The following is a 21,020-nucleotide window of genomic DNA, read 5'->3' on the forward strand; positions in this document are numbered from 1 at the left end:
GTGGCGAGTGTTGTGGAAGCACTAGATATGGCAAAAGTGATGGCAAAAGTAAAGATCAAAAAAGCCCATAGAAAGTTTTTTTTGGCCGCCCTTTTTTTATTCCTGGCCGCTTCGTTGTTTTTGCTGGTTGCGGAGCAAAGAGGCGGTGTTTTTCGGGTGGAGGTGCCGGAATCCTCCCCCCTCTACCTGGAGGCGGAACATCCGGTTTTTGTCTATGGTACACTGCGTTTTGCCCTGGTCAGGCAACTGGTGTTCGGGGGCGGCGGGGAGCCGCAGCCGGCGGTGCTGCCGGGGTATCGCCGCCAGGGCCTGGATCTGCTGGATGAGGCAGAGAGCCAGGTAACGGGCCTGCTGCTGCAGGTCGGAGCTGTCGAACTGGCGGCCATGGATCGCTACGAAAGGGTCGGGGTGCGTTACCAGCGGCTGCCGGTCATCTTGGCCGACGGCACCGAAGCCTGGGTCTATCGTCGCTTGTAACCTCCAACCAGAGTTGGCAATTCTGCCTCGGCCGGTTGACCGCCCCCATTAGTAAGGTTTACGAATAACCTTGTCATAGTGGGCGTTTTTTGCTATTGCCTAGCGGGTATGTCTTTGTGCATCGAAAATCAGTGGAGTAAAGATTCAGGTAAAAGGAAGGAAACAAAGCATGGCCAATCAAACCATTGATCAGGTGGCACGTCTTTTTTGTCAGGCCACCAAGAAAACGCTGGACAAAAGCACCGGTAAAAGCCTGAAATACGCCAACACCCTGCAGGATATCCCCAAGGTCAGCCTCAAGCCGGCGGTGGGCTGTTTTGTGCAGTTCAACGGCGATTACAACGGTCTGGTGATCATGAATTTCTCCGCCGGGGCGGCCATGGAGCTGTACCGCAGTTATATGCTGACCATGGGGATGCCGGAGAGCGAGCTGGCCAATGACTACACCTCGGCGGAGGTGGTGGACACCATCGGCGAGATGACCAATCAGATCATGGGCCGGGCCCTGCGCATGGTGGAAAGCAACTACGAGTTGTCTTCCAACATGGGCCAGCCGAAGGCCATTGCCTTGAACAGCGCCATCACCCTGACCCCGGAATCGGAGTACCAGGTCAGCCGGCGCCTCTCTTTCAGCCTGGAAACCCATCGCTTTTACATGGAGCTTTCCCTGGAGCGCACCGAATTCATTGCCATGAAATAAGATGGCCTCGCAGAAAACCGTCAAACCAGTTGGTAGCTAACGCGAAAACAACTAGTTGCCAAGAGTATCCGGTCGGCGGCGCGGGTTTTTGCGACGCCGACAAATAATTTTTTTCATCATTTGAGGAAGTAGAGCCATGAGCACTTCGTGCCAGTCGAAAAAATGCAACGCCCAGCAACAGAGCACCTGCCAGTCCAAGGCGGCGACGGGCGCCCGGCAGAACCTGGATATTGACCTGGCTTTGGGTAAGATACGCCACAAAATCCTGGTTATGAGCGGCAAGGGCGGAGTTGGTAAAAGCACCGTGGCGGTAAACCTGGCCGTGGGCCTGGCCCGGGCCGGTTTCAAGGTCGGCCTGATGGATGTCGATTTGCACGGCCCCGATGTCTGCCGCATGCTGAACCTGCAAGAACCCTTTGCCGGCACCCTGGAGGACGGCAAAATGCCCCCCTGGCGCACCAGCGACAACCTGCTGGTGATGTCGCTGGAGAACATGCTGGAGGATCGGGATGACCCCATTATTTGGCGCGGGCCCCTGAAAAACCAGGCCATCCGCCGCTTTATCGCCGATGTGGCCTGGGGTGAACTGGATTACCTGGTCATCGACGCCCCACCGGGTACCGGCGACGAGCCCATGACCGTGGCCCAGATGATCAAGGACGCCCGGGCCCTGGTTGTAACCACCCCCCAGCGGGTGGCCTTGGCCGATGTCCGCAAATCCCTCAACTTCTGCAAGCACGTCAAGTTGGACGTGCTGGGGCTGGTGGAGAACATGAGCGGTTACGTCTGCCCCCACTGCAGCAAAACCGCCGAACTGTTCAAGACCGGTGGCGGTGAAGAACTGGCCAGGTCCAGCGGCCTGCCCTTTTTGGGCCGCATTCCCCTGGACCCCCGGGTGATGGCCGCCGGCGACGACGGCACCCCGTTTGTGGCCATGGCGGTGGAAAGCCCGGCCATTACCGCTTTGCAGGAGATGGTAACGGCAGTGGCCAAGGCGCTGCCGGTACGCCGGCAAGCCGTCGCCCCGCCGCCTTTGGCCATGGCAACCCCGGCCACCGGTTGCGGTTGCCAGGGGGTATGCGACCCCAACCGCTGCGACTGCTGACAGCCCGTGGTAAAAGATGGCTTTGCAAAATTGTCGGCGTCGCAAAAAGCAGCGCCGCCGACTGGGCACGCTTTGTAACTAATTGTTTTTGCGTTACCGACCAACTGGTTTGGCGGGTTTTTGCGATGCCATCAAAATTAACCCCAAAACAGGTGCAAGTATGCAAATCACTCAGCTAACCGTAGGCAGCATGGGCGTCTGCTGTTATCTCCTGGCTTGTGAAGACTCAAGCCAGGCCATGGCCATCGACCCCGGCGGCGACGAGGCGCTTATTCTGGACCACTGCCGCCGGAACAACCTGCAACTTAAAATGCTGGTCTGCACCCATGGCCACCCCGACCACGTGGCGGCCAACGCCGCTTTAAAAGAGGCCACCGGGGCTGAAATCGTCATGCACCGGGAAGATGCCGCTTTTTTTGGCAAACCGGAAGTCGGCCAGTATTTTTCCATGCTGGGGCTGCCTCCCTCGCCACCTCCCGACCGTTTGGTGCAGGATCGCGACACCATTGAGCTGGGCAGCATCAAGCTGGAGGTTATTCACACCCCCGGCCACACCCCCGGCGGCATCTGCCTCTATTCGCCGCCCCACCTGTTCAGTGGCGATACCCTTTTTGTCGGCGCCGTGGGCCGCACCGATTTTCCCGGCGGCGACACCGCCACCCTGGTCGATTCCATCCGCCAACGCCTGCTGGTTCTGCCCCCGGAAACGGTGGTCTGGCCCGGCCATGGCTACGGCGGTTCACAGTCCACCATCGCCGCCGAGGCGGCGGAAAACCCCTTTCTGCAAGAAAAGTGGTATTGATTGAAGGGTACAGGCGTTCATGCGTGAAATAGTCCTCGGCACCGCCGGCCATGTCGACCACGGCAAGACCAGCCTGGTCAAAGCCCTGACCGGCACCGATACCGATCGTTTGAAGGAGGAAAAGGCCCGGGGGATCACCATTGAGCTGGGCTTTGCCTTTCTCGATCTGCCCTGCGGCCATCGCCTCGGCATTGTCGATGTGCCGGGCCATGAGCGTTTCGTGCGCAACATGGTGGCCGGGGCCGCCGGGATAGACCTGGTGGCCCTGGTGGTGGCCGCCGACGAAGGGATCATGCCCCAGACCCGGGAGCATTTTGAAATCTGCCGCCTGTTGGGGGTGGAGCGCGGCATGATCGTGATCACCAAAAAGGACATGGTGGAGGCGGAGTGGCTGGAGTTGGTCCAGGAAGAGGTGCGCGATTTCGTGCAGGGCAGTTTTCTGGCCGAGGCCCCCATGCTGGCCGTCTCGTCGATTAGTGGTGAGGGGATCGCGGCGGTCCGTGAAACCCTGGACCAGCTGGTGGCCGCCTCCGACTTCAGCGAGGCTCACGGTCCTTTCCGGTTGCCGGTGGACCGGGTCTTTACCATGAAGGGCTTCGGGGCGGTGGTTACCGGCACCTCCCAGGCCGGTCGGATCGCCTTGGGCGACGACGTGCTCTTCTACCCCCGCCGGGTGCCCGGCAAGATTCGCGGCATCCAGGTGCACGGCCGGGAGCAGAACGAGGTGGAGGCCGGCTACCGCACCGCCATCAACGTGCAGGGGGTCGACAAGGAAGAGATTCGGCGCGGCGACGTGCTGGCCACCCCCGGCTGCCTGGAGCCGGCCTTTGTCTTCGATGCCGAGTTTCTCTACCTTTCCAACAACGAAAAAAAGCTCAAGCACCGCCGCCGGGTGCGGGTTCACCTGGGCACCGCCGAGGTCATGGGCCGGGTATCGCTGTTGGAAGACGAGGACCTGGCACCGGGGGGCGAGGCGGCGGTGCAGTTGCTGCTGGAAGAACCGGTCAGTGTCTGGCCCGGCGACCATTACGTGGTGCGCAGCTATTCGCCGGTTTATACCATCGGCGGCGGGGTGATCCGCAACTGCGCCGCCGCCAAGCGGCGCCGTTTCAAGGAGGCCAACCGGGAAATTTTTGAACTCTACCGCAGCGGCAGCCAGGAAGAACTGGCCCTGTTTCACCTGCGGGAAAGCGGCTCCACCGGCCTGACCCTGCAGGAGTTGTCGGTACGGCTGGGGGTGTTCGGCAAGAAGACCCAGAAGCTGCTGGAGAAAAACATCTCCGCCCGCAAGATCATCATCATCGAGCCGGATAAGCAGCGGATGATCGCCGGCGAAACCCTGACTGCCTTGGGCGCCAAGGCGGAAAAGCTGCTGACCGACTTCCACCGCGAAAACCCGCTGAAAAGCGGCCTGCCCAGCGAAGAGCTGCGCCGCCGCCTGGCCCGCGATCTCTCCCCCCGGCTGTTTCAGATTCTGCTCACCGAGCTGCTGAAACAAAAGCGGGTGGTCCAGGAGGAGTCGCTGATCCGCCTGGCCTCCCACCAGGTCTCTTTAGCCGGCGACGCCGAAACCCTGCGCCGGGAACTGGGGCAGTTTTATCATCGGGCGGGGCTAAGCGCCCCCACCATTAAGGAGACCCTGGAAGCCCACGGCAAGTACCCCGCCGAACTGGTGCGGGAGTTGCTGGCGGTAATGGTGCGGGAAGAGGAGCTGGTCAAGGTCAGCGAAGATCTCTACTACGACGCCCGGGCCCTGGCGCAGCTCAAGGAAAAACTGGTCGCCTTTCTGCAAGCGGAGGGCGAAATCGATGCCCCCCGCTTCAAAAACCTCACCGGTCTCACCCGCAAGTTTTCCATTCCCCTGTTGGAATATTTCGACCGCACCAAGGTTACCCTGCGCATCGGCGACACCCGCAAACTGCGGAGCGGGTAACGGGAAACAACAGCACAAGCAGGTCGACCGCTAGCCGCCGGCATCGAGGCAATAGGGTTATTTGAATTGGCTCGGGAGATTGCCGGGGAGCCGCTTGACAGTAAGTTACACAAAGTGTAACCTGTTGTACCATGATGCCGACACCACACCCCCAACCCGGCCGCCGCTTGGCCGCTGTGCTTGAGGAATTGGCCAGCCCCGAGCACTATCTCTTTACCTCGGCCGATCTGCGCGGAGCCCTGCCGGAAATCAGTGCCGGGGCCTTCAAAACCCTGCTGAGCCGGGCCGAAAAGCGCGGCCTGCTGCGGCGGATCTGTCGCGGCCTCTACCTTTACCCCCGGGTTGATTATCCCCGCGATCTGCTGCTGTTCCACGCCGCCGCCCGGCTGCGGGCCGATGCCTTCAACTATATCAGCCTGGAGACCGCCCTTAGCGATGCCGGGGTGATCTCGCAGATTCCGCTCAACTGGATCACCCTGATGAGTTCCGGCCGGCGCAACATCGTGCGCTGCGGCCATTTCGGCACCATCGAGTTCGTCCATACCAGCCGGCAGCCGGCCACTCTGGCCAATGAACTGACCTATGACCCCCGCTGCCGGCTCTGGCGGGCCTCGGTGGCCCTGGCCCTGCGGGACATGCGCGCCACCCGGCGCAATCTCGACCTGATCGACGAGGAGCTTACCCGTGAATCTGCTTGAACAACTGGCGGGGGAAGCCCTCCGCCACCGTCCGGAACTCTCTTTGCTGCGGCCGGCGGTGGAAAAGGAACTGCTGCACCACGATATCCTGCGCCTGCTTAATGAAGCCGGTCTGCTCTCCGGCCTGACCTTTATCGGCGGCACCTGCCTGCGGGCCTGCTACGGTGCCGAACGCCTCAGCGAAGACCTCGACTTCAGCGGCGGCCACGACTTCCGCCGGGAAAGCATGGCCGGCCTGAAAGCAGCCCTGGAAAACGGCCTAGGTGCCAAGTACGGCCTTGAGGTGGAGGTAAAAGAGCCGGTGCGCGAGGCGGGCAACACCGATACCTGGAAGATCCGCATCATCACTCGCCCGGCCCGCCGGAACCTGCCGGCCCAGCGGATCAATATCGATATCTGCGCGGTGCCGAGCCACGACCGCCGACCGCTGATGCTGCGCAACCATTACGGGGTGGAAATGGGCACCTCCGGCCTGATCCTCCAGGCCGAAAGTCGCGAGGAAATTCTGGTGGACAAACTGCTGGCCCTGGCCCTGCGCCCCAACCGGGTCAAGAACCGCGACCTGTGGGATATCGTGTGGCTCAAGCGCCACAATATCAACTTGTCCGCCGCCCTGCTCGCCCGCAAGATCGCCGACCGCCGTCTGGCCCCAGAAGATTTTCTTAACTACCTGGAGCAGCGGCAGCAACTGCTGGCCGGCGGCCCCGATCCCCGCCGGGACTTTATCCACGAAATGACCCGCTTCCTGGCGGCCGCCACCGTCGAGCAAACCGTGGCCAGGGAAGATTTCTGGTCCTATCTGCTCGACTCCATCGCCGACGAATGCCGACAGGCACGCACCCTGCTGGAAAACTTACCCCAAGCCGATAATGGCGTCCCCCGCGACTCTTGACGTTGCGGAATCTGCCGCCGCCCTGGCCCTGCAAATTAGCGTACGATTTGGCGTACGCAAAGGAGGCGCCAATGAGCACAATTACTGCAAAGGAATCGATCTTTGAAGGCATGAAGACGCCGGTTGCAGAGTGCGATGAGGAATTGGACTGGTGAACTGGAAGCTGGTCTATACCAAGCAGGCCCCAAGAGATGCCGAAAAGCTTGCCGCTGCCGGCTTGAAACCGAAAGCGCAGCAATTACTTGACATCCTTGTCGACAATCCCTTCCAAAATCCGCCGCCATGCGAAAAGCTCGTCGGTGACCTGGCCGGTGCCTGTTCACGGCGCATCAACATCAAACATCGGCTGGTCTATCAAATTCTCGAAGGTCTGCGCACCGTGAAGGTGCTGCGGATGTTGACCCACTACGAATAACCTCAGCCAGCTTATCCTGGCGGAGCGAGGGGTTATGTCAGCGGTAACCTGAAAATGCATGAAAACGGGCCTACGGATTCAAGTCGTATGATATGCTGAAAATGGCGCTTTATCATTCGTTTGGCGATTTGCCTACGCCAAAATTTACCCACAGATTTTGCTGAGGAGCCCTTCTCTTTTTTCTGCGGTGATTATTTTTTGCTTGACACTTTGTTGTTAGGCGATTTCAGTGGCGCCTGTTGCCCTTTTGTGAGTTAGGCTTGTTGGGGGATGTCGGCGTGGTTCTCTTTTTCTGAAACAGTCAATGGCTCGTTTTAGTGTTCTTTTATCATCTCGGGGGGGGGATAATGATGAAATCAAGACAACGCGCTTTCAAGTGCAAGTCATGGTTGGCTCCGCTGCTGCTGTTGGTGGGGATTCTACTCCTTGTCGGCGTTTCGCATACGGCCACGGACCTTGTTCTTGGTCCCGAACCCACCGCCATTGCCATTCATCCGGATTCGGAGATGGCGATTATTTCCCACGAGAAGGACAACCGGGTTACCCTGCTCAACCTCAACAATGTTGAGGAAAAGGTGACCCTTCCCGTTGGCCGCGCTCCCATGGGGGTGGCGATCAACGAGGCCACCAATACCGGACTGGTGTGTAACAGCAAGGATAAGAATGTCTCGGTTATTGATCTTGAATTTTTTCGCGAACTCTACTCGATGGAGGTGGGCGGCCGGCCTCGGGCGGTGGCGGTGGATTCCAGCCGGAACCGGGGGATGGTGGTCAATCGCCAGGATGGCACCGTTTCCGAGCTCGATCTCTATCTCGGCCGCGAGGATGCGGTCATTCCGGTGGGCCGGCTGCCCGTGGCCATCGCCGTGGATCCGGGCCTGAATTATGCCGTGGTGGTCGATGATGTCAGTCCGGCCCGCGACACGGTTGCGATTATCGACCTCGACAGCCGTCAGGTCATCAACAAGGTGGAAGTGGGCCGGGGCCCGGTGGCGGTGGATATCGACCCCGACAGCCATCTCGCCGTGGTGGCCAACGAGCGCAGTTCAAGTCTCACCGTAATCGATCTTGCCACCTGGGAATCCCGCCACATTCCCCTGGAATACCGGCCGGTGGATGTGGCCACAAGCCGGGTAACCGGCCAGGCTCTGGTTCTCTCAAGGCTGAACAACCTGCTGCTGGCGGTGGACCTTGCCACCGGCGAGATCGGCAAGACCTACCCGGTAAAACACCGGGCCGCGGCCCTGGCCGTCTCGCCTTACAGCAACCGGGCCGCCGTGGTCGACGCCTCGACCAACAGCCTCTCCCTGATCCAGCTCGACAACCCGGTCCCCATCCTCCAGGAGGTCGCTCCAGCTTCGGCCGATCTCTTCAGTGTGCCCAAAACCGTCACCCTTGTCGGCCACCGCTTTCTTAAAAGCGCCGAGGTGCGGTTGGAAAAGGACGGCGCCATCCTGCAGCTTCCGTTTCGCTTCATCGATCACCGCACCCTGGAAGTCGATCTGCCCGACGAGGTAAGGAGCCGGCCCGGCCAGTATCTCTTTCGGGTGGTAAACCCGGAACCGGTCGGCGGCAGCAGCGACCCGGTCATGTTCGAGGTCCGCAATGTCATCAAGCTCGAGATCACCAGCCCCGCCGACCAGAGCGAGGTGGATGTCGCCGGTCTGACGGTAAGCGGCACGGCCATTTCCGGCTACCCCATTACTTCGGTGATGGTAAACGAGGTGGCCGCCGTTTACGAAAACGGAATATTCACCGCCGAGATCGTGCTCGCGCCCGGGGAAAACAGCATTACCGCCGTGGTCCAAGATCAGGGCGGCGATACCGCCTCTAGCGCCATCACGGTAAATTACACGCCCAAGGGACCACCCGACCCGGTGGAGGAGGCGCCGCCGCTGAACACCACCGAGGCCACCGACATCGCCGCCGCCACCGAGTTTCTCTACACCGGCCCCAACCCGGTCCAGACCGGAGTCGAGCCGGAAACCATCGAGGCCAGGAGGGTGGCAGTTCTGCGCGGCAAGGTGCTAAACCGCAATAATGTTCCCCTTGCCGGGGTGACCGTCACCATACTCAACCACCCCGAATACGGCCGGACCCTGAGCCGGGCCGACGGCCTGTTCGACCTGGCGGTCAACGGCGGCGGCCTGGTCACCATCAACTACGAAAAGGAAGGCTACCTGCCGGTGCAGCGCCAGGTCCAGACCCCCTGGCGGGATTACGTTTGGGCTCCCGACGTGATCATGATCCCGCTGGACGGCAGGGTTACGGTTATCGACCTGGCGGCGGCCGAGACCATCCAGGTGGCCCAGGGCAGCGAGGTGGCCGACGAAGACGGCGCTCGCCAGGCCACCCTGCTTTTCGCCCCCGGCACCACCGCCGAGATGGTCCTGCCCGACGGCTCCAGCCAGCCGCTTTCCACCATCAGCGTGCGGGCCACCGAATACACCGTGGGCGACAACGGCCCGGAAGCGATGCCGGCCGTCCTGCCGGCCAACATCGCCTACACCTACTGCGTCGAACTGAGCGTGGACGAGGCCATGGCCGCCGGCGCCACCGAAGTGCGCTTCAGCCAACCGGTCACTTTCTACCTGGACAACTTCATCGATTTCCCGGTGGGCGGGATCGTCCCCTCCGGTTATTACGACCGGGTCCGGGGCGTCTGGGTGCCGTCGGAAAACGGCCGGGTGGTAAAGGTAATCGGCATCAACAACGGCCTGGCCGAACTGGACATCTCCGGCAACGGCCAGGCGGACAGCGCCGAGGCCCTGGCCGAACTGGGTGTTACCACAGAGGAGCGGCAAAACCTGGCCGAACTGTATGAACCCGGCAAAAGCCTCTGGCGGGTGCCGATCTCCCACTTTACTCCCTGGGACTGCAACTGGCCATACGGCCCGCCGCCGGATGCCGTGCCGCCGCCCTACGATCCGCCCCGGCCGGAGGATCGGGACAAGCCCGACGACCCCACCGAGTGCCGGGGCTGCGTTATCGAGGCTGAAAGCCAGGTGCTGGGAGAGTCGATCCCGATCACCGGCACGCCACACACCCTCAACTACCGCTCCGACCGGGTACCAGGCTATACCGGAGGACGCACCATCGAAATCCCCTTGAGCGGCTCCTCGGTGCCTGGCTCGCTTAGGCGTATCGAGCTTGAAATCCGGGTGGCGGGCCAGGTCCATCGCGCCAGCTTCGCCCCTCTGCCCAACCAGCGCACCACCTTCACCTGGGACGGCAAGGACGGCTATGGTCGGCCGGTGCAGGGTGCGGTTGAACTCACCTATCACCTGCGCTTTGTCTATCCGGTGGTTTACCTCGGTCCCGCCAATTTCCGCGCCGCTTTCGGCCGGGCCGGGGGCGCGGCCATTGGGGGCTCTCGCGGGGCTGCGGTTCTGGATTTTTCCAGGATGCATACCGTTACGTTGACCGGGTCTGTTGTCGACATCAGCGGTGTCGGTCGCTGGTCCCTCGACCGGCACCATTTTTACAGCGCTAAAGACAACACCACTTACCGAGGTGACGGCACTCGGCAGAGCGCGACGATTCTTGGGCCAATCATTGAGACGATTGCTGGCACTGGCTCTTGGGGGCATTCCGGCGGCCTCGCCGTCAACGCACGACTTTATCGGCCAAGTTGTGTCTCCATTGACCCCGACGGCACCATATATATTGCTGACACAGGAAATCATCGTATCCGATCGGTGGGAACTGACGGAATTATTACCACCCACGCCGGCTCCGGCTTCCGTGCTGGTGGCCTCGGTGATAGTGGTTACTCCGGCGACGACGGTCCGGCCGTCAACGCACGGCTTAATTCGCCAACTGATATCGCCCTTGGCCCCGACGGCAGCATCTATATTGCTGACTCAATAAACCACCGCATCCGCCGGGTGGGAACGGACGGCATTATCACCACCGTCGCTGGTACCGGCCCGACCGGTTGGTGGAGCGGGGGGTTCAGCGGCGACGGCGGCTCGGCCGTCGAGGCACGGCTTGATAGACCACATGCTGTCGCCATCGGCCCCGACGGCAGCATCTATATTGCTGACACATATAACCACCGCATCCGCCGGGTGGGAACGGACGGCATTATCACCACCATCGCCGGTACCGGCTACCGGGGTTTCAGCGGCGACGGCGGTCCGGCCGACGAGGCACGGCTTTTTGGGCCAATTGCTGTCGCCATCGGCCCCGACGGCAGCATCTATATTGCTGACACATATAACCACCGCATCCGCCGGGTGGGAACGGACGGCATTATCACCACCGTGGCCGGTACCGGCAGTTTGGGTTATAGCGGCGACGGCGGCCCGGCCACCGAGGCGAGCTTTAGCACTCCAAGTGGTATTACGTTCGGCCCCGACGGCAGCCTTTATATCGCGGCCAACCACCGCATCCGCCGGGTGGGAACGGACGGCATTATCACCACCATCGCCGGTACCGGCTACCGGGGTTTCAGCGGCGACGGCGGTCCGGCCGACGAGGCACGGCTTGGACCAAGAGGTGTCTCCCTCGGCCCCGACGGCAGCATCTATGTTGCTGACTCAAACAACCATCGTATCCGCCACATTCGGCAACCTATAACTTCTTTAGCTTATGACGAAATTCTGATTGCCGCCGCCGATCATGACGAATACTACGTTTTCACACCCAGCGGTCGCCATCTGCGCACCTTGGACAGCCTGACCGGCACCACGCGCAAGACCTTTTCCTATGACGAACAGGGCCGTCTTGTCCGCCTGGAAGATGGTGACGGCAACGCCACACTTATTGAACGAAACAGCGACGGCGACCCCACCGCCATCATTGCCCCCGATGGCCAGCGCACCGAATTGGCGCTGGACGCTAACGGCTACCTCGCCTCGGTCACCAACCCCGCCGGCGAAGCCTATCGCCTGGCCCACACCCCGAGCGGGCTCCTGACCAAAGTCATCAAACCGACCGGCGCGAAGTACACCTACAATTACAACGCTGTTGGCCGGCTTACCCACACCAACGATCCCGACGGCGGCGGCTGGACCATCGCCCGCACCAAAACCGGCACCGGCACCGGCGGTCGTATGACCAGCGCCGAGGGTCGGACTTGGAGTTTCGACGTCGATCGCCTGAGTAAGACGGAACTGCTGCGAACCTCCACCAATCCCGACGGCGCCGTTTCCACCCGGCGCATTACCACCACCGATTCGGAAATAACCGAGGTGGCCAATACCGCTGACGGCACCGTGCGCACCTTGCGCAAAGGCCCGGACCCCCGGATGGGGATGAGCGCGCCGGTGCTGGAATCGGCAATCACGACCCTGCCTTCCGGCCTGCAATCCACGATCAATTTCGCTCGGCTGGCAAATCTTGAGGACCAGGACGACCCCCTCAGCCTGGTAAGCCTCACCGACACGGTCAACATCAACGGCCGCACCCTCACCAGCGTCTATCAGGCGGCGAGTCGCACTTACACCACCACCACCACCGCCGGCCGAACGAGTTCGCTGGTGCTCGATGCCAATGGCCGGATCAGCCAAAGCCGGCCAGCCGGTCTCCTGGAGGTGGGCTACCATTACGACCTCCGGGGGCGGTTGAGTTCCATCGCTCAAGGGGATGGCGCCCAGGGGCGCTACCTGGACTTCACCTACGACAGCCAGGGCTATCCCGCCGCCATTAGCGACGGGCTGGGCGTTCTGGCCGCCTACGAGTACGATTTGGCGGGCCGGGTCACCCGGCAGGAGCTGGCCGACGGCCGGGAGATCCGCTACGGCTATGACGCCAACGGCAACCTTACCGCCATCACCCCGCCGGGCCGCAGCCCCCATCTCTTCACCTACACCGCCACCGACCGGCAGCAGGAGTACCTGCCGCCGGCAGCGGGGGCGCAACCCGCCGCCACCCGTTACGCCTACAACCTCGACGGCGAGTTGACCCAAATCACCCGCCCCGACGGCCAGACCCTGGAACTGGGCTATTCAGGCTGCTGCGGCAAGCTCGCTTATCTCGACCTGCCTCACGGCCGAATCGATTACTCATATCATTCCGCAACCGGCCGGCTCAGCGGGATCACCACCCCGGAGAACAATACCCTGGCCTTCACTTACGACGGCTTCCTGCCGCTGACCCAGTCCTGGACCGGCGAGATCAACGGCAGCGTGGCCCGGGGCTACGATAACAATTTCCAGCTCCAGTCCCTGAACGTAAACGGCCAGACCATCACCTACGGCTACGACAGCGACGGCCTGCCCATCCAGGCGGGCGATCTCACCCTGGCGCGCGACCCCGCCAACGGCTTTCTCACCGGCACCAGCCTGGCCGGGGTAGCCACCACCCAAGCCTACAACGGTTTCGGCGAAATGACCGCCTTCAGCGCCTCGCATGACGCCACCGAGCTGTTCAGCACCAGCTTCAGCCGGGACCAGCGCGGCCGGATCACCGAAAAGACCGAAACCATCGCCGGGACAACCACCACTTTCGGCTATCTCTACGATGAGGCCGGCCGCCTGATCCGGGTAACCCAAGACGGCGCTATAGTTGAATACACCTATGACCAAAACGGCAACCGCCTGCAGCACAGCGCCGGCGGCACCACCATCACCGGCAGCTACGAAGCCCAGGACCGGATGACCGCCTACGGCAACGCCACTTATCAGTACACCGCCAACGGCGAACTGCTCAGGAAAACCCAAGGCACCCAGGTAACCAGCTACACCTATGACGTCCTCGGCAACCTCAAGGCCGTAAATCTGCCCGATGGCCGCAATATCGAATACATCATCGACGGCAGCAACCGCCGGATCGGCAAGAAGATCGACGGCGTCCTGGTTCAGGGCTTCCTTTACCAGGACCAACTCAACCCGGTGGCCGAACTCGACGCCAACGGCCAGGTGATCAGCCGCTTCATCTACGCCAGCCGAGCCAATGTACCGGACTACCTGATCAAAAACGGCACCACCTACCGGATCATCACCGATCACCTGGGCAGCCCTCGGCTGGTGGTCAACACCAGCACCGGTGAAATTGCCCAAAGAATCGATTATGATGAATTCGGCAACGTCCTCCAGGACACCAACCCCGGCTTCCAGCCCTTCGGTTTCGCCGGCGGCCTCCACGACCGGGACACCAACCTGACCCGCTTCGGCGCCCGCGACTACGACCCCCAAACCGGCCGCTGGACCGCCAAGGACCCAATCCTGTTCGCCGGCGGAGACACCAACCTGTACGGGTATGTCCTGAATGATCCAATTAATTGGATCGATCCAGAGGGGAAAATTGGGATTGCCGGAGCAGCTGTCGGTGGCGTGATAGGCGCAGTATCTGGCGCACTTGGCGCTTATACATCAGGAGGAAATAGCTGGGATATTGCCTCTGCGGCCTTTACTGGCGGTTTGGGGGGCGCAGTCTATGGTTTTTTGCCAGGTGCCGGACTGCTTGCACATATCGGGAAGGGTGCGGCAATCGGTGGAATTCAAAATTTTGGCGCCCAATTTATGGGTATTTTGAATGACCCCTGCCAGAGATTTAACTACGGCTCGCTTGCCGGATCCATTTTAGGTGGAGCAATTGGCGCTGGAAGGGCGAATGCTGTTAAGGGTTTGGATAGTAGTGCGCTAGGGCAAATTAGCCAAGGCATTCTAGCACTGGGTCCGAGTTTGGCTTTCGGTGCCCTAGGGACCTCGCTGGGTAATTTGTAAGCTTATGCTTAATGTACCTGAAAAACAAATATGGGTTGATAACAGGCTAGGAGCCAACGGGCGATGGGCATGGTATGTACCGCTTTTTATTTTGGTATTGTTTTATCAACTTTTCATTGCCATAAAATTTCTATTTTATAGAGGAATATATGGAGAAGCTCCCTTGGTTGCAGTAGTTGGCATATTAGTTCTATTGTTCTTATTGATAGGAGCTATAAATTTTTGCCGCGATAGCCCAAGAATTGCGCAATCAATAATTTTTGAAAATGAAAAAATTGTCATTAGGTTCTATCTTGGGAGGCAACAGATATATAAAAGATCAGAAATAGAATTAATAAAAAATATTAAAATTTATCCATATTTCAGGATAATAACATTATTTGACTTAAAAAAAGACAATTATAAGATCAAAACTAAAGAAGGCGATTATTTTTACATAAGTGGTGCAATGCCTATGAATTCATCATTGCTCCAACTGCTATCTCGTAAAATTGAAAACTAATTTTGTCGGGGCATAAGGGGCAAACATGACAAACACGCCTCACCAAGCCTGCTTAGACGCACCAGCCGCCACCCGTTACGCCTACAACCTCGACGGCGAGTTGACTCAAATCACCCGCCCCGACGGTCAGACCCTGGCTCTGGGCTATTCAGGCTGCTGCGGCAAGCTCGATTACCTCGACCTGCCCCACGGCCGGATCGATTACGCCTACCACCCCGCAACCGGCCGGCTCAGCGGGATCACCACCCCGGAAAACAACACCCTGGCCTTCACTTACGACGGCTTCCTGCCGCTGACCCAGTCCTGGTCCGGCGAGATCAACGGCAGCGTGGACCGGGGCTACGATAACAACTTCCAGCTCCAGTCCCTGAGCGTAAACGGCCAGGCCATCACCTACAGCTACGACAGCGACGGCCTGCCCATCCAGGCGGGCGATCTCACTCTGGCGCGCGACCCCGCCAACGGCTTTCTCACCGGCACCAGCCTGGCCGGGGTAGCCACCACCCAAGCCTACAACGGTTTCGGCGAAATGACCGCCTTCAGCGCCTCGCATGACGCCACCGAGCTGTTCAGCACCAGCTTCAGCCGGGACCAGCGCGGCCGGATCAGCGAAAAGACCGAAACCATCGCCGGCATCACCACCCACTACGTCTACCATTACGACCAGGCCGGCCGCCTGATCCAGGTAAACAAAGACGGCGGCACCGCCGCCACCTACACTTACGATGACAACGGCAACCGCCTGCAGCACAGCGCCGGCGGCACCACCATCACCGGCAGCTACGACGCCCAGGACCGGATGACCGCCTACGGCAACGCCACTTACCAGTACACCGCCAACGGCGAACTGCTCAAGAAAACCCAAGGCGCCCAGACAACCAGATACACCTACGACGTCTGTTAATGATCACCCTAATGGAGCCACCCATGATCAGCTAATGGAGCCACCCTCAAGTGGCCATTTTGGGGCTCCGGACGGTTTTTAATTTTTGCCTTTTTTAACGTTTTCGGCAACCTCGTTTTTGGGGTATTTGGGCAGCGGCCTGGCCGCTCGAAAACTTTTGCCGTCCAAGAGCAGGGAGTAAGCGCCGTGGCGGATGCGGTCGATGGTGGCCGAGCCCAGCAGTTTATTGGGGAAGGCGTCGCCCCACTCGTTGAGATCCAGGTTGCTGGTGATGATGGTGGAACGGCGCTCGTAACGTTCTCCAATCAGATCATGGATATCCTCATCCTGGGGGGTACGCAGGGGTTTGAGGCCAAAGTCGTCAATGATCAGCAGGTCGACCTTGGCCAGGGCGTTAAGCCGCCGTTCATAGGCGTTGGTGGCGCGGGCGGCGTGGAGTTGGCCCAGCATCTTGGTCTGGGTGGTGAAGAGCACATCGTAGCCCATTCTGACCGCGCAGTGGCCGATGGCCTGGGCGATATGGCTCTTGCCGGTGCCGCAGGGGCCGACCACCAGCAGGTTGGCGCCCTCTTCCAGGAAACGGCAGGTGGCCAAGTCCATGATCAGGGCGCGGTTGATGTTGGGGTTGAAGGAGAAGTCGAACTCCTCCAGGGTTTTGTGGTTACGGAAGTTGGCCCGGCGGACACGCATGGCGAACTTGCGCTGGGAACGGCGGGCGACTTCGTCCTGTACCAGCATGGCCAGGAAGTCGGTGTAGGCCAGCTTTTCCTCGATGGCCTGGCGGTTTCTGGCTTCCAGGGAATCAAGGATGCCGGAGAGTCGCAACTGTTTGAGCATGGGGATCAGTTCGGGCATGGGGTTCATTAAGCTTCCTCCTTATCAGTGAAAAAGTTGTTGGCGCTGGAAGCGGCCCTGGCCGCGGTAGGCCACGCCGGCCGCCACCGGTTCCGTTTCCGGGGGCTGTTGGTCAAGCCCCTTGCCGAGGATGGTTTTGACCGTGATGTATTGGGGGCTGTCGTAGATCAGCGCCCGGTGACAGGCGGCTTCCAGCCGCTCCGGGCCGTATTTGCCGGCCAACCGGAGCACCCCCTGGGCCGCCCGGAGATGATCAACCACCCGGTGGCTCAACAGCCGCTTGACCAGGTGGTGGCAGCGGGGACCGATCTCACCGGCCTGTTTGAGGCACCACTGGGGATCGCGCATCAGGTAGGCGACGGCGTCCGGTGGTAGGTGGTCGACACAGGTGGCCTTCTGGCCGGGTCGGGCACAGCGGGGATGGACCGCCACCTGTTGATGCTGGTGGTAGATCTTGACGGTGGTTTCCGTCGCCTTGACCCACAGCTTTTTGTGCACCAGCTTGAAGGGGGCGGAGTAGTAGGCTTTGTCGAACTGGAGATGGCAGTTGCCGTGCAGCTTGTGCTCGGCCCAAACCGCCAACTCCGGGGCCACGGCGGGCAAAGGTTTAAGAAAAGCCTTCTCCGCCTCGGCGAACATGACCAGCGGCTTTTGCTTGGTGGTGCCGTGGCTACGGTTGCCGGCCGTTGCCAGCACCCACTCCTTAAGCTGACGATTGGCGTCGACCAAGCTACGGAACTCGCGCAAGGGCAGGAAGTTGTTTTTGACGTATTTGACGCCGGATTCCACCCGCCCCTTCATCTGGGGTTGGCGCGGCGGGCAGGGCGAGATCAGAAAGCCGTAACCTTCGGCAAACTCGGCGTAGGAACGGTTCACCGCCGGATCGTGCCAGCAGGCCTTGATGATCCCGGCCTTGAGGTTGTCGATCATCACCTTGGCCGGCACCCCGCCGAAGAACTCGAAGGCCCGGCGGTGACAACCCAGCCAGGTCGCCACCTTCTGGTCGCGGACGATCTCGGCGTACTGGTGCCGGCTGAAGGCCAGGGTCATGACGAACACCCAGGTGGAAAACGGCTTGCCGGTCTGGGAATCAAGCAGCTTGGGGCCGGAACCGAAGTCCACCTGGGCCGCTTCGCCGGGAGCAAAGTCCAGCATTACCGTGGCTTGAGGGTTGTCCTCTTTGAGGGTCTTAAGAAAACGTCTGACCGAGGAGTAGCTGCCGGTAAAGCCATGCTCACGCACCAGGGCCTGGTACATGGTGGTGCCGTTGATCCCGGCCGCCTGCCAGGTCTTGAGCTGCTCCTGGTACGGCAGCAGCATCGGCACCGCCGATTCGCCCGGGGCCGGCAGCGCGAGCACCTTGGCCAGCTCGGCATCATCCGGCAACTCTTGGGCGGGATCGAGCCAGCCCTGCTGCTGAGCCAAGGCCCGTAACTGCGCGGCCTTGCGGCGGCCCATCAGCTTAGCCTTGGCGATCTGGCGGTCGGATTGAACCGACCGCATTTGGGTAAGAACTTGACGGTATTGAAACATCTCGAACCTCCTGTTGGCCATCGGCTATCCCTCCTGAAAATGGGTTTTTCAGGGGGATATAGCCGATCCGCAGAAAGTCCGGGACCCGTTTATGAACTTAAGGGAAGGGGTGGCGCCATTAGCTGATCCGCAAGTGGCTCCATTAGCTGATCACGCCATGGCTCCATTAGCTGATCACGCCATGGCTCCATTAAGCTGATCCTTAACTGGCTCCATTAGCTGATCACGAAGTGGCTCCATAGGGGTGATCATTAACAACGTCCTCGGCAACCTCAAGACCGTAAATCTGCCCGACGGCCGCAATATCGAATACATCATCGACGGCGGCAACCGCCGGATCGGCAAAAAGATCGACGGCGCCCTGGTCCAGGGCTTCCTCTACCAGGATCAGCTCAACCCGGTGGCCGAACTCGACGCCAACGGCCAGGTAATCAGCCGCTTCATCTACGCCGCCCGGGCCAACGTCCCCGACTACCTGATCAAAAACGGCACCACCTACCGGATCATCGCCGATCACCTCGGCAGCCCCCGGCTGGTGGTCAACACCGCCACCGGTGAAATTGCCCAAAGAATCGATTATGATGAATTCGGCAACGTCCTCCAGGACACCAACCCCGGCTTCCAGCCCTTCGGTTTCGCCGGCGGCCTCCACGACCGGGACACCAACCTGACCCGCTTCGGCGCCCGCGACTACGACCCCCAAACCGGCCGCTGGACCGCCAAGGACCCAATCCTGTTCGCCGGCGGGGATACCAACCTGTACGGCTATGTCCTTAATGATCCGATTAATTGGATTGATCCGGAGGGACTCTGGTACATTGATCTGAATTTGACAGGATCAGCTAGAGGATCTCTTGGACCAGGTGGTACAATAGGACTCCAAATAGGAGCTTCTGGAATAAATTTTTATTACGGATTTGGTCTGGGAATGGGCGCTGGAGTCTCTGCAACGTTAAATTTAGGAGAGATGACCAATTGTAGCAGTGTGGATGTCGGGGTTACTTTCTCAGGTGGTTACCCCGTGTTAGGTGTGCCGATTGGAGCCCACGGAAATATATCTACCGATGTGGAGGGTAATATAACCCCTGACTTTGGCGTCGGTTTAGGATTAGGCTTTGGAGTTGCTGCCGGCGTGACACATACAATTCCTGTTTTGAGATGGTAAGGGTATTAACTTATGGCCCCTTTAACAGAAAAATTAATTCCAGGAATCGTTGCTTTATTGTCAGGAATTATCCTTACAATTTATTGGAGAAGTGTCATTGAGGCGGTTTTAGCTTCTCATTCGAGATTTTGGGTAGAATTGCTAAAACTGGACAATGGCGTAAACACCTTTAGCCGCCTTTTTCTTACCACCTTCGTTTTATTGCTAGGGGTTGGCCTTATATTTGCGGGATTATTGCTACTTTATAAGTACTGGTCTGCAACTCATTAAAAAGCTGTCAACTCCCCACGAATAGGGAGAAAAGGGGGCTGACCCAGTGATGTCCGGTTAGAAAATAAGGAAAAAGCGAAAAAGGGGACAGAACTATATTATTTTTCTTACACCACGACTACCTCCCACCGGCCGGACAAGTTTGCTGGCGCCCGATGCCACCGGCCGGATCAGCCAAAGCCTGCCGGTCTCCTGGAGGTGGGCTACCAATACGACCTTCGGGGGCGGTTGAGTTCCATGCCGGGACGTAGCCCCCATCTCTTCACTTACACCGCCACCGATCGGCAGGAGGAGTACCCGCCGCCACCCGTTACGCCTACAACCTCGACGGCGAACTGACCCAAATTACCCGTCCCGACGGCCAGACCCTGGCAATGGGCTATTCAGGCTGCTGCGGCAAGCTCGATTATCTCGATCTGCCCCACGGCCGGATCGATTACGCCTACCACCCCGCAACCGGCCGGCTCAGCGGGATCACCACCCCGGAAAACAACAGCCTGGCCTTCACTTACGACGGATTCCTGCCGCTGACAGGCCCAAAGCGGTAACCGAAAATTTCAAGAAACACCAGCAGGCCCGGCAAGGGTGAGGAGTGCTGTTGCTTGCCGTTCCGTAATTGTCGCGGTATAACCGAAACATGGTCGTATTTTGTTAAAAGTTTTCTATATAGCCTAAGCTTTCAGGGGCGGCGCCATGCATAAAAGGAAGCTCTATCTTGATAAAATATCGCCGTTTATTGACAAGCCGCTAATTAAGGTCGTGTCCGGGTTGCGCCGGTGCGGGAAGAGCACCTTCATCAAAATGGTGATGGAACGACTTGCTGAAAAAAAGGTACCGCCGCGAAATATTGTCCATATCAACATGGAGCTGGTGGAGTTTGAGTTTATCACCGATCATCGGGAACTTTACCGGTTTGTGAAGGGGCGTTTGCCGGCGGGCGGCGGTCGGAAATACCTGTTTATCGACGAGGTGCAGGAGATTCCGGGCTGGGAAAAGGCGGTGGGTTCGCTAATTGTGGTAGCATCACCAGCGCCAAGAAGATTGCCGATTACCTGAAGTCCCAGCGGCTGAAATGCGGGGTCGAAACCGTGCAGAACTA

The 21,020-nt window shown here is 59.8% G+C and carries 16 protein-coding genes; 14 read left to right on the forward strand and 2 right to left on the reverse strand.

Features of this window, described 5'->3' with window-relative positions:
- Positions 1–27: 27 nt before the first annotated feature.
- The 11 genes from DAAHT2_RS01645 to DAAHT2_RS01695 all read left to right on the forward strand — a co-directional run bounded on the left by DAAHT2_RS01645 (position 28) and on the right by DAAHT2_RS01695 (position 16,098).
- Positions 28–477 carry a gamma-glutamylcyclotransferase family protein gene (locus tag DAAHT2_RS01645; RefSeq protein ID WP_013162562.1) on the forward strand — a complete coding sequence of 150 codons (450 nt, stop codon included), beginning with the start codon at positions 28–30 and terminating at the stop codon, positions 475–477.
- 169 nt (positions 478–646) lie between these two features.
- Positions 647–1,177, forward strand: coding sequence for a DUF3334 family protein (locus DAAHT2_RS01650; RefSeq protein ID WP_013162563.1), 531 nt, complete (start codon positions 647–649; stop codon positions 1,175–1,177).
- Between the two features lie 136 nt (positions 1,178–1,313).
- Positions 1,314–2,282: an Mrp/NBP35 family ATP-binding protein gene (locus DAAHT2_RS01655; protein WP_013162564.1), complete on the forward strand. Its 969-nt coding sequence runs from the start codon at positions 1,314–1,316 to the stop codon at positions 2,280–2,282.
- Positions 2,283–2,442: 160 nt separating this feature from the next.
- On the forward strand, positions 2,443–3,084 hold the full coding sequence (locus DAAHT2_RS01660) for an MBL fold metallo-hydrolase (RefSeq protein ID WP_013162565.1): 642 nt from the start codon (positions 2,443–2,445) through the stop codon (positions 3,082–3,084).
- A gap of 19 nt (positions 3,085–3,103) precedes the next feature.
- Positions 3,104–5,017 carry a selenocysteine-specific translation elongation factor gene (selB, locus tag DAAHT2_RS01665; protein WP_013162566.1) on the forward strand — a complete coding sequence of 638 codons (1,914 nt, stop codon included), beginning with the start codon at positions 3,104–3,106 and terminating at the stop codon, positions 5,015–5,017.
- Positions 5,018–5,148: 131 nt separating this feature from the next.
- Entirely contained in the window at positions 5,149–5,715 is a 567-nt protein-coding gene (gene abiEi, locus DAAHT2_RS01670; RefSeq protein ID WP_013162567.1) for a type IV toxin-antitoxin system AbiEi family antitoxin, read from the forward strand.
- Positions 5,702–6,607, forward strand: coding sequence for a nucleotidyl transferase AbiEii/AbiGii toxin family protein (locus DAAHT2_RS01675; protein ID WP_013162568.1), 906 nt, complete (start codon positions 5,702–5,704; stop codon positions 6,605–6,607). The genes abiEi and DAAHT2_RS01675 overlap by 14 nt, the downstream gene beginning before the upstream one ends.
- Positions 6,608–6,758: 151 nt before the next feature.
- On the forward strand, positions 6,759–7,022 hold the full coding sequence (locus tag DAAHT2_RS01680; RefSeq protein ID WP_013162569.1) for a Txe/YoeB family addiction module toxin: 264 nt from the start codon (positions 6,759–6,761) through the stop codon (positions 7,020–7,022).
- 347 nt (positions 7,023–7,369) lie between these two features.
- Positions 7,370–14,692 carry an NHL domain-containing protein gene (locus DAAHT2_RS13670; protein WP_083774353.1) on the forward strand — a complete coding sequence of 2,441 codons (7,323 nt, stop codon included), beginning with the start codon at positions 7,370–7,372 and terminating at the stop codon, positions 14,690–14,692.
- Positions 14,693–14,696: 4 nt separating this feature from the next.
- A complete protein-coding gene (locus tag DAAHT2_RS14545) occupies positions 14,697–15,194 on the forward strand; it encodes a hypothetical protein (protein ID WP_157861382.1) in 498 nt (165 codons plus the stop codon).
- Between the two features lie 25 nt (positions 15,195–15,219).
- Positions 15,220–16,098, forward strand: coding sequence for an RHS repeat protein (locus DAAHT2_RS01695; RefSeq protein ID WP_013162571.1), 879 nt, complete (start codon positions 15,220–15,222; stop codon positions 16,096–16,098).
- 78 nt (positions 16,099–16,176) lie between these two features.
- Here the strand turns inward: DAAHT2_RS01695 and istB are convergent, their stop codons facing one another.
- Together istB and istA are read right to left on the reverse strand one after the other, a co-directional pair.
- Positions 16,177–16,962 carry an IS21-like element helper ATPase IstB gene (gene istB / locus DAAHT2_RS01700; RefSeq protein ID WP_013162572.1) on the reverse strand — a complete coding sequence of 262 codons (786 nt, stop codon included), beginning with the start codon at positions 16,960–16,962 and terminating at the stop codon, positions 16,177–16,179.
- Positions 16,963–16,977: 15 nt separating this feature from the next.
- Positions 16,978–18,486: an IS21 family transposase gene (gene istA / locus DAAHT2_RS01705; protein WP_041718761.1), complete on the reverse strand. Its 1,509-nt coding sequence runs from the start codon at positions 18,484–18,486 to the stop codon at positions 16,978–16,980.
- 244 nt (positions 18,487–18,730) lie between these two features.
- Here istA and DAAHT2_RS14175 point away from each other — a divergent pair, with 244 nt between their 5' ends.
- The 3 genes from DAAHT2_RS14175 to DAAHT2_RS01715 all read left to right on the forward strand — a co-directional run bounded on the left by DAAHT2_RS14175 (position 18,731) and on the right by DAAHT2_RS01715 (position 20,977).
- Positions 18,731–19,651, forward strand: a complete 921-nt coding sequence (locus tag DAAHT2_RS14175) for an RHS repeat-associated core domain-containing protein (protein WP_218915034.1) — start codon at positions 18,731–18,733, stop codon at positions 19,649–19,651.
- Positions 19,652–20,295: 644 nt separating this feature from the next.
- Positions 20,296–20,469, forward strand: a complete 174-nt coding sequence (locus DAAHT2_RS14550; protein WP_245526854.1) for a hypothetical protein — start codon at positions 20,296–20,298, stop codon at positions 20,467–20,469.
- A gap of 145 nt (positions 20,470–20,614) precedes the next feature.
- On the forward strand, positions 20,615–20,977 hold the full coding sequence (locus DAAHT2_RS01715; RefSeq protein WP_041718763.1) for an AAA family ATPase: 363 nt from the start codon (positions 20,615–20,617) through the stop codon (positions 20,975–20,977).
- The last annotated feature ends 43 nt before the right edge of the window (positions 20,978–21,020 follow it).

The organism is Desulfurivibrio alkaliphilus AHT 2 (genome assembly GCF_000092205.1).
Lineage (GTDB): Bacteria > Desulfobacterota > Desulfobulbia > Desulfobulbales > Desulfurivibrionaceae > Desulfurivibrio > Desulfurivibrio alkaliphilus.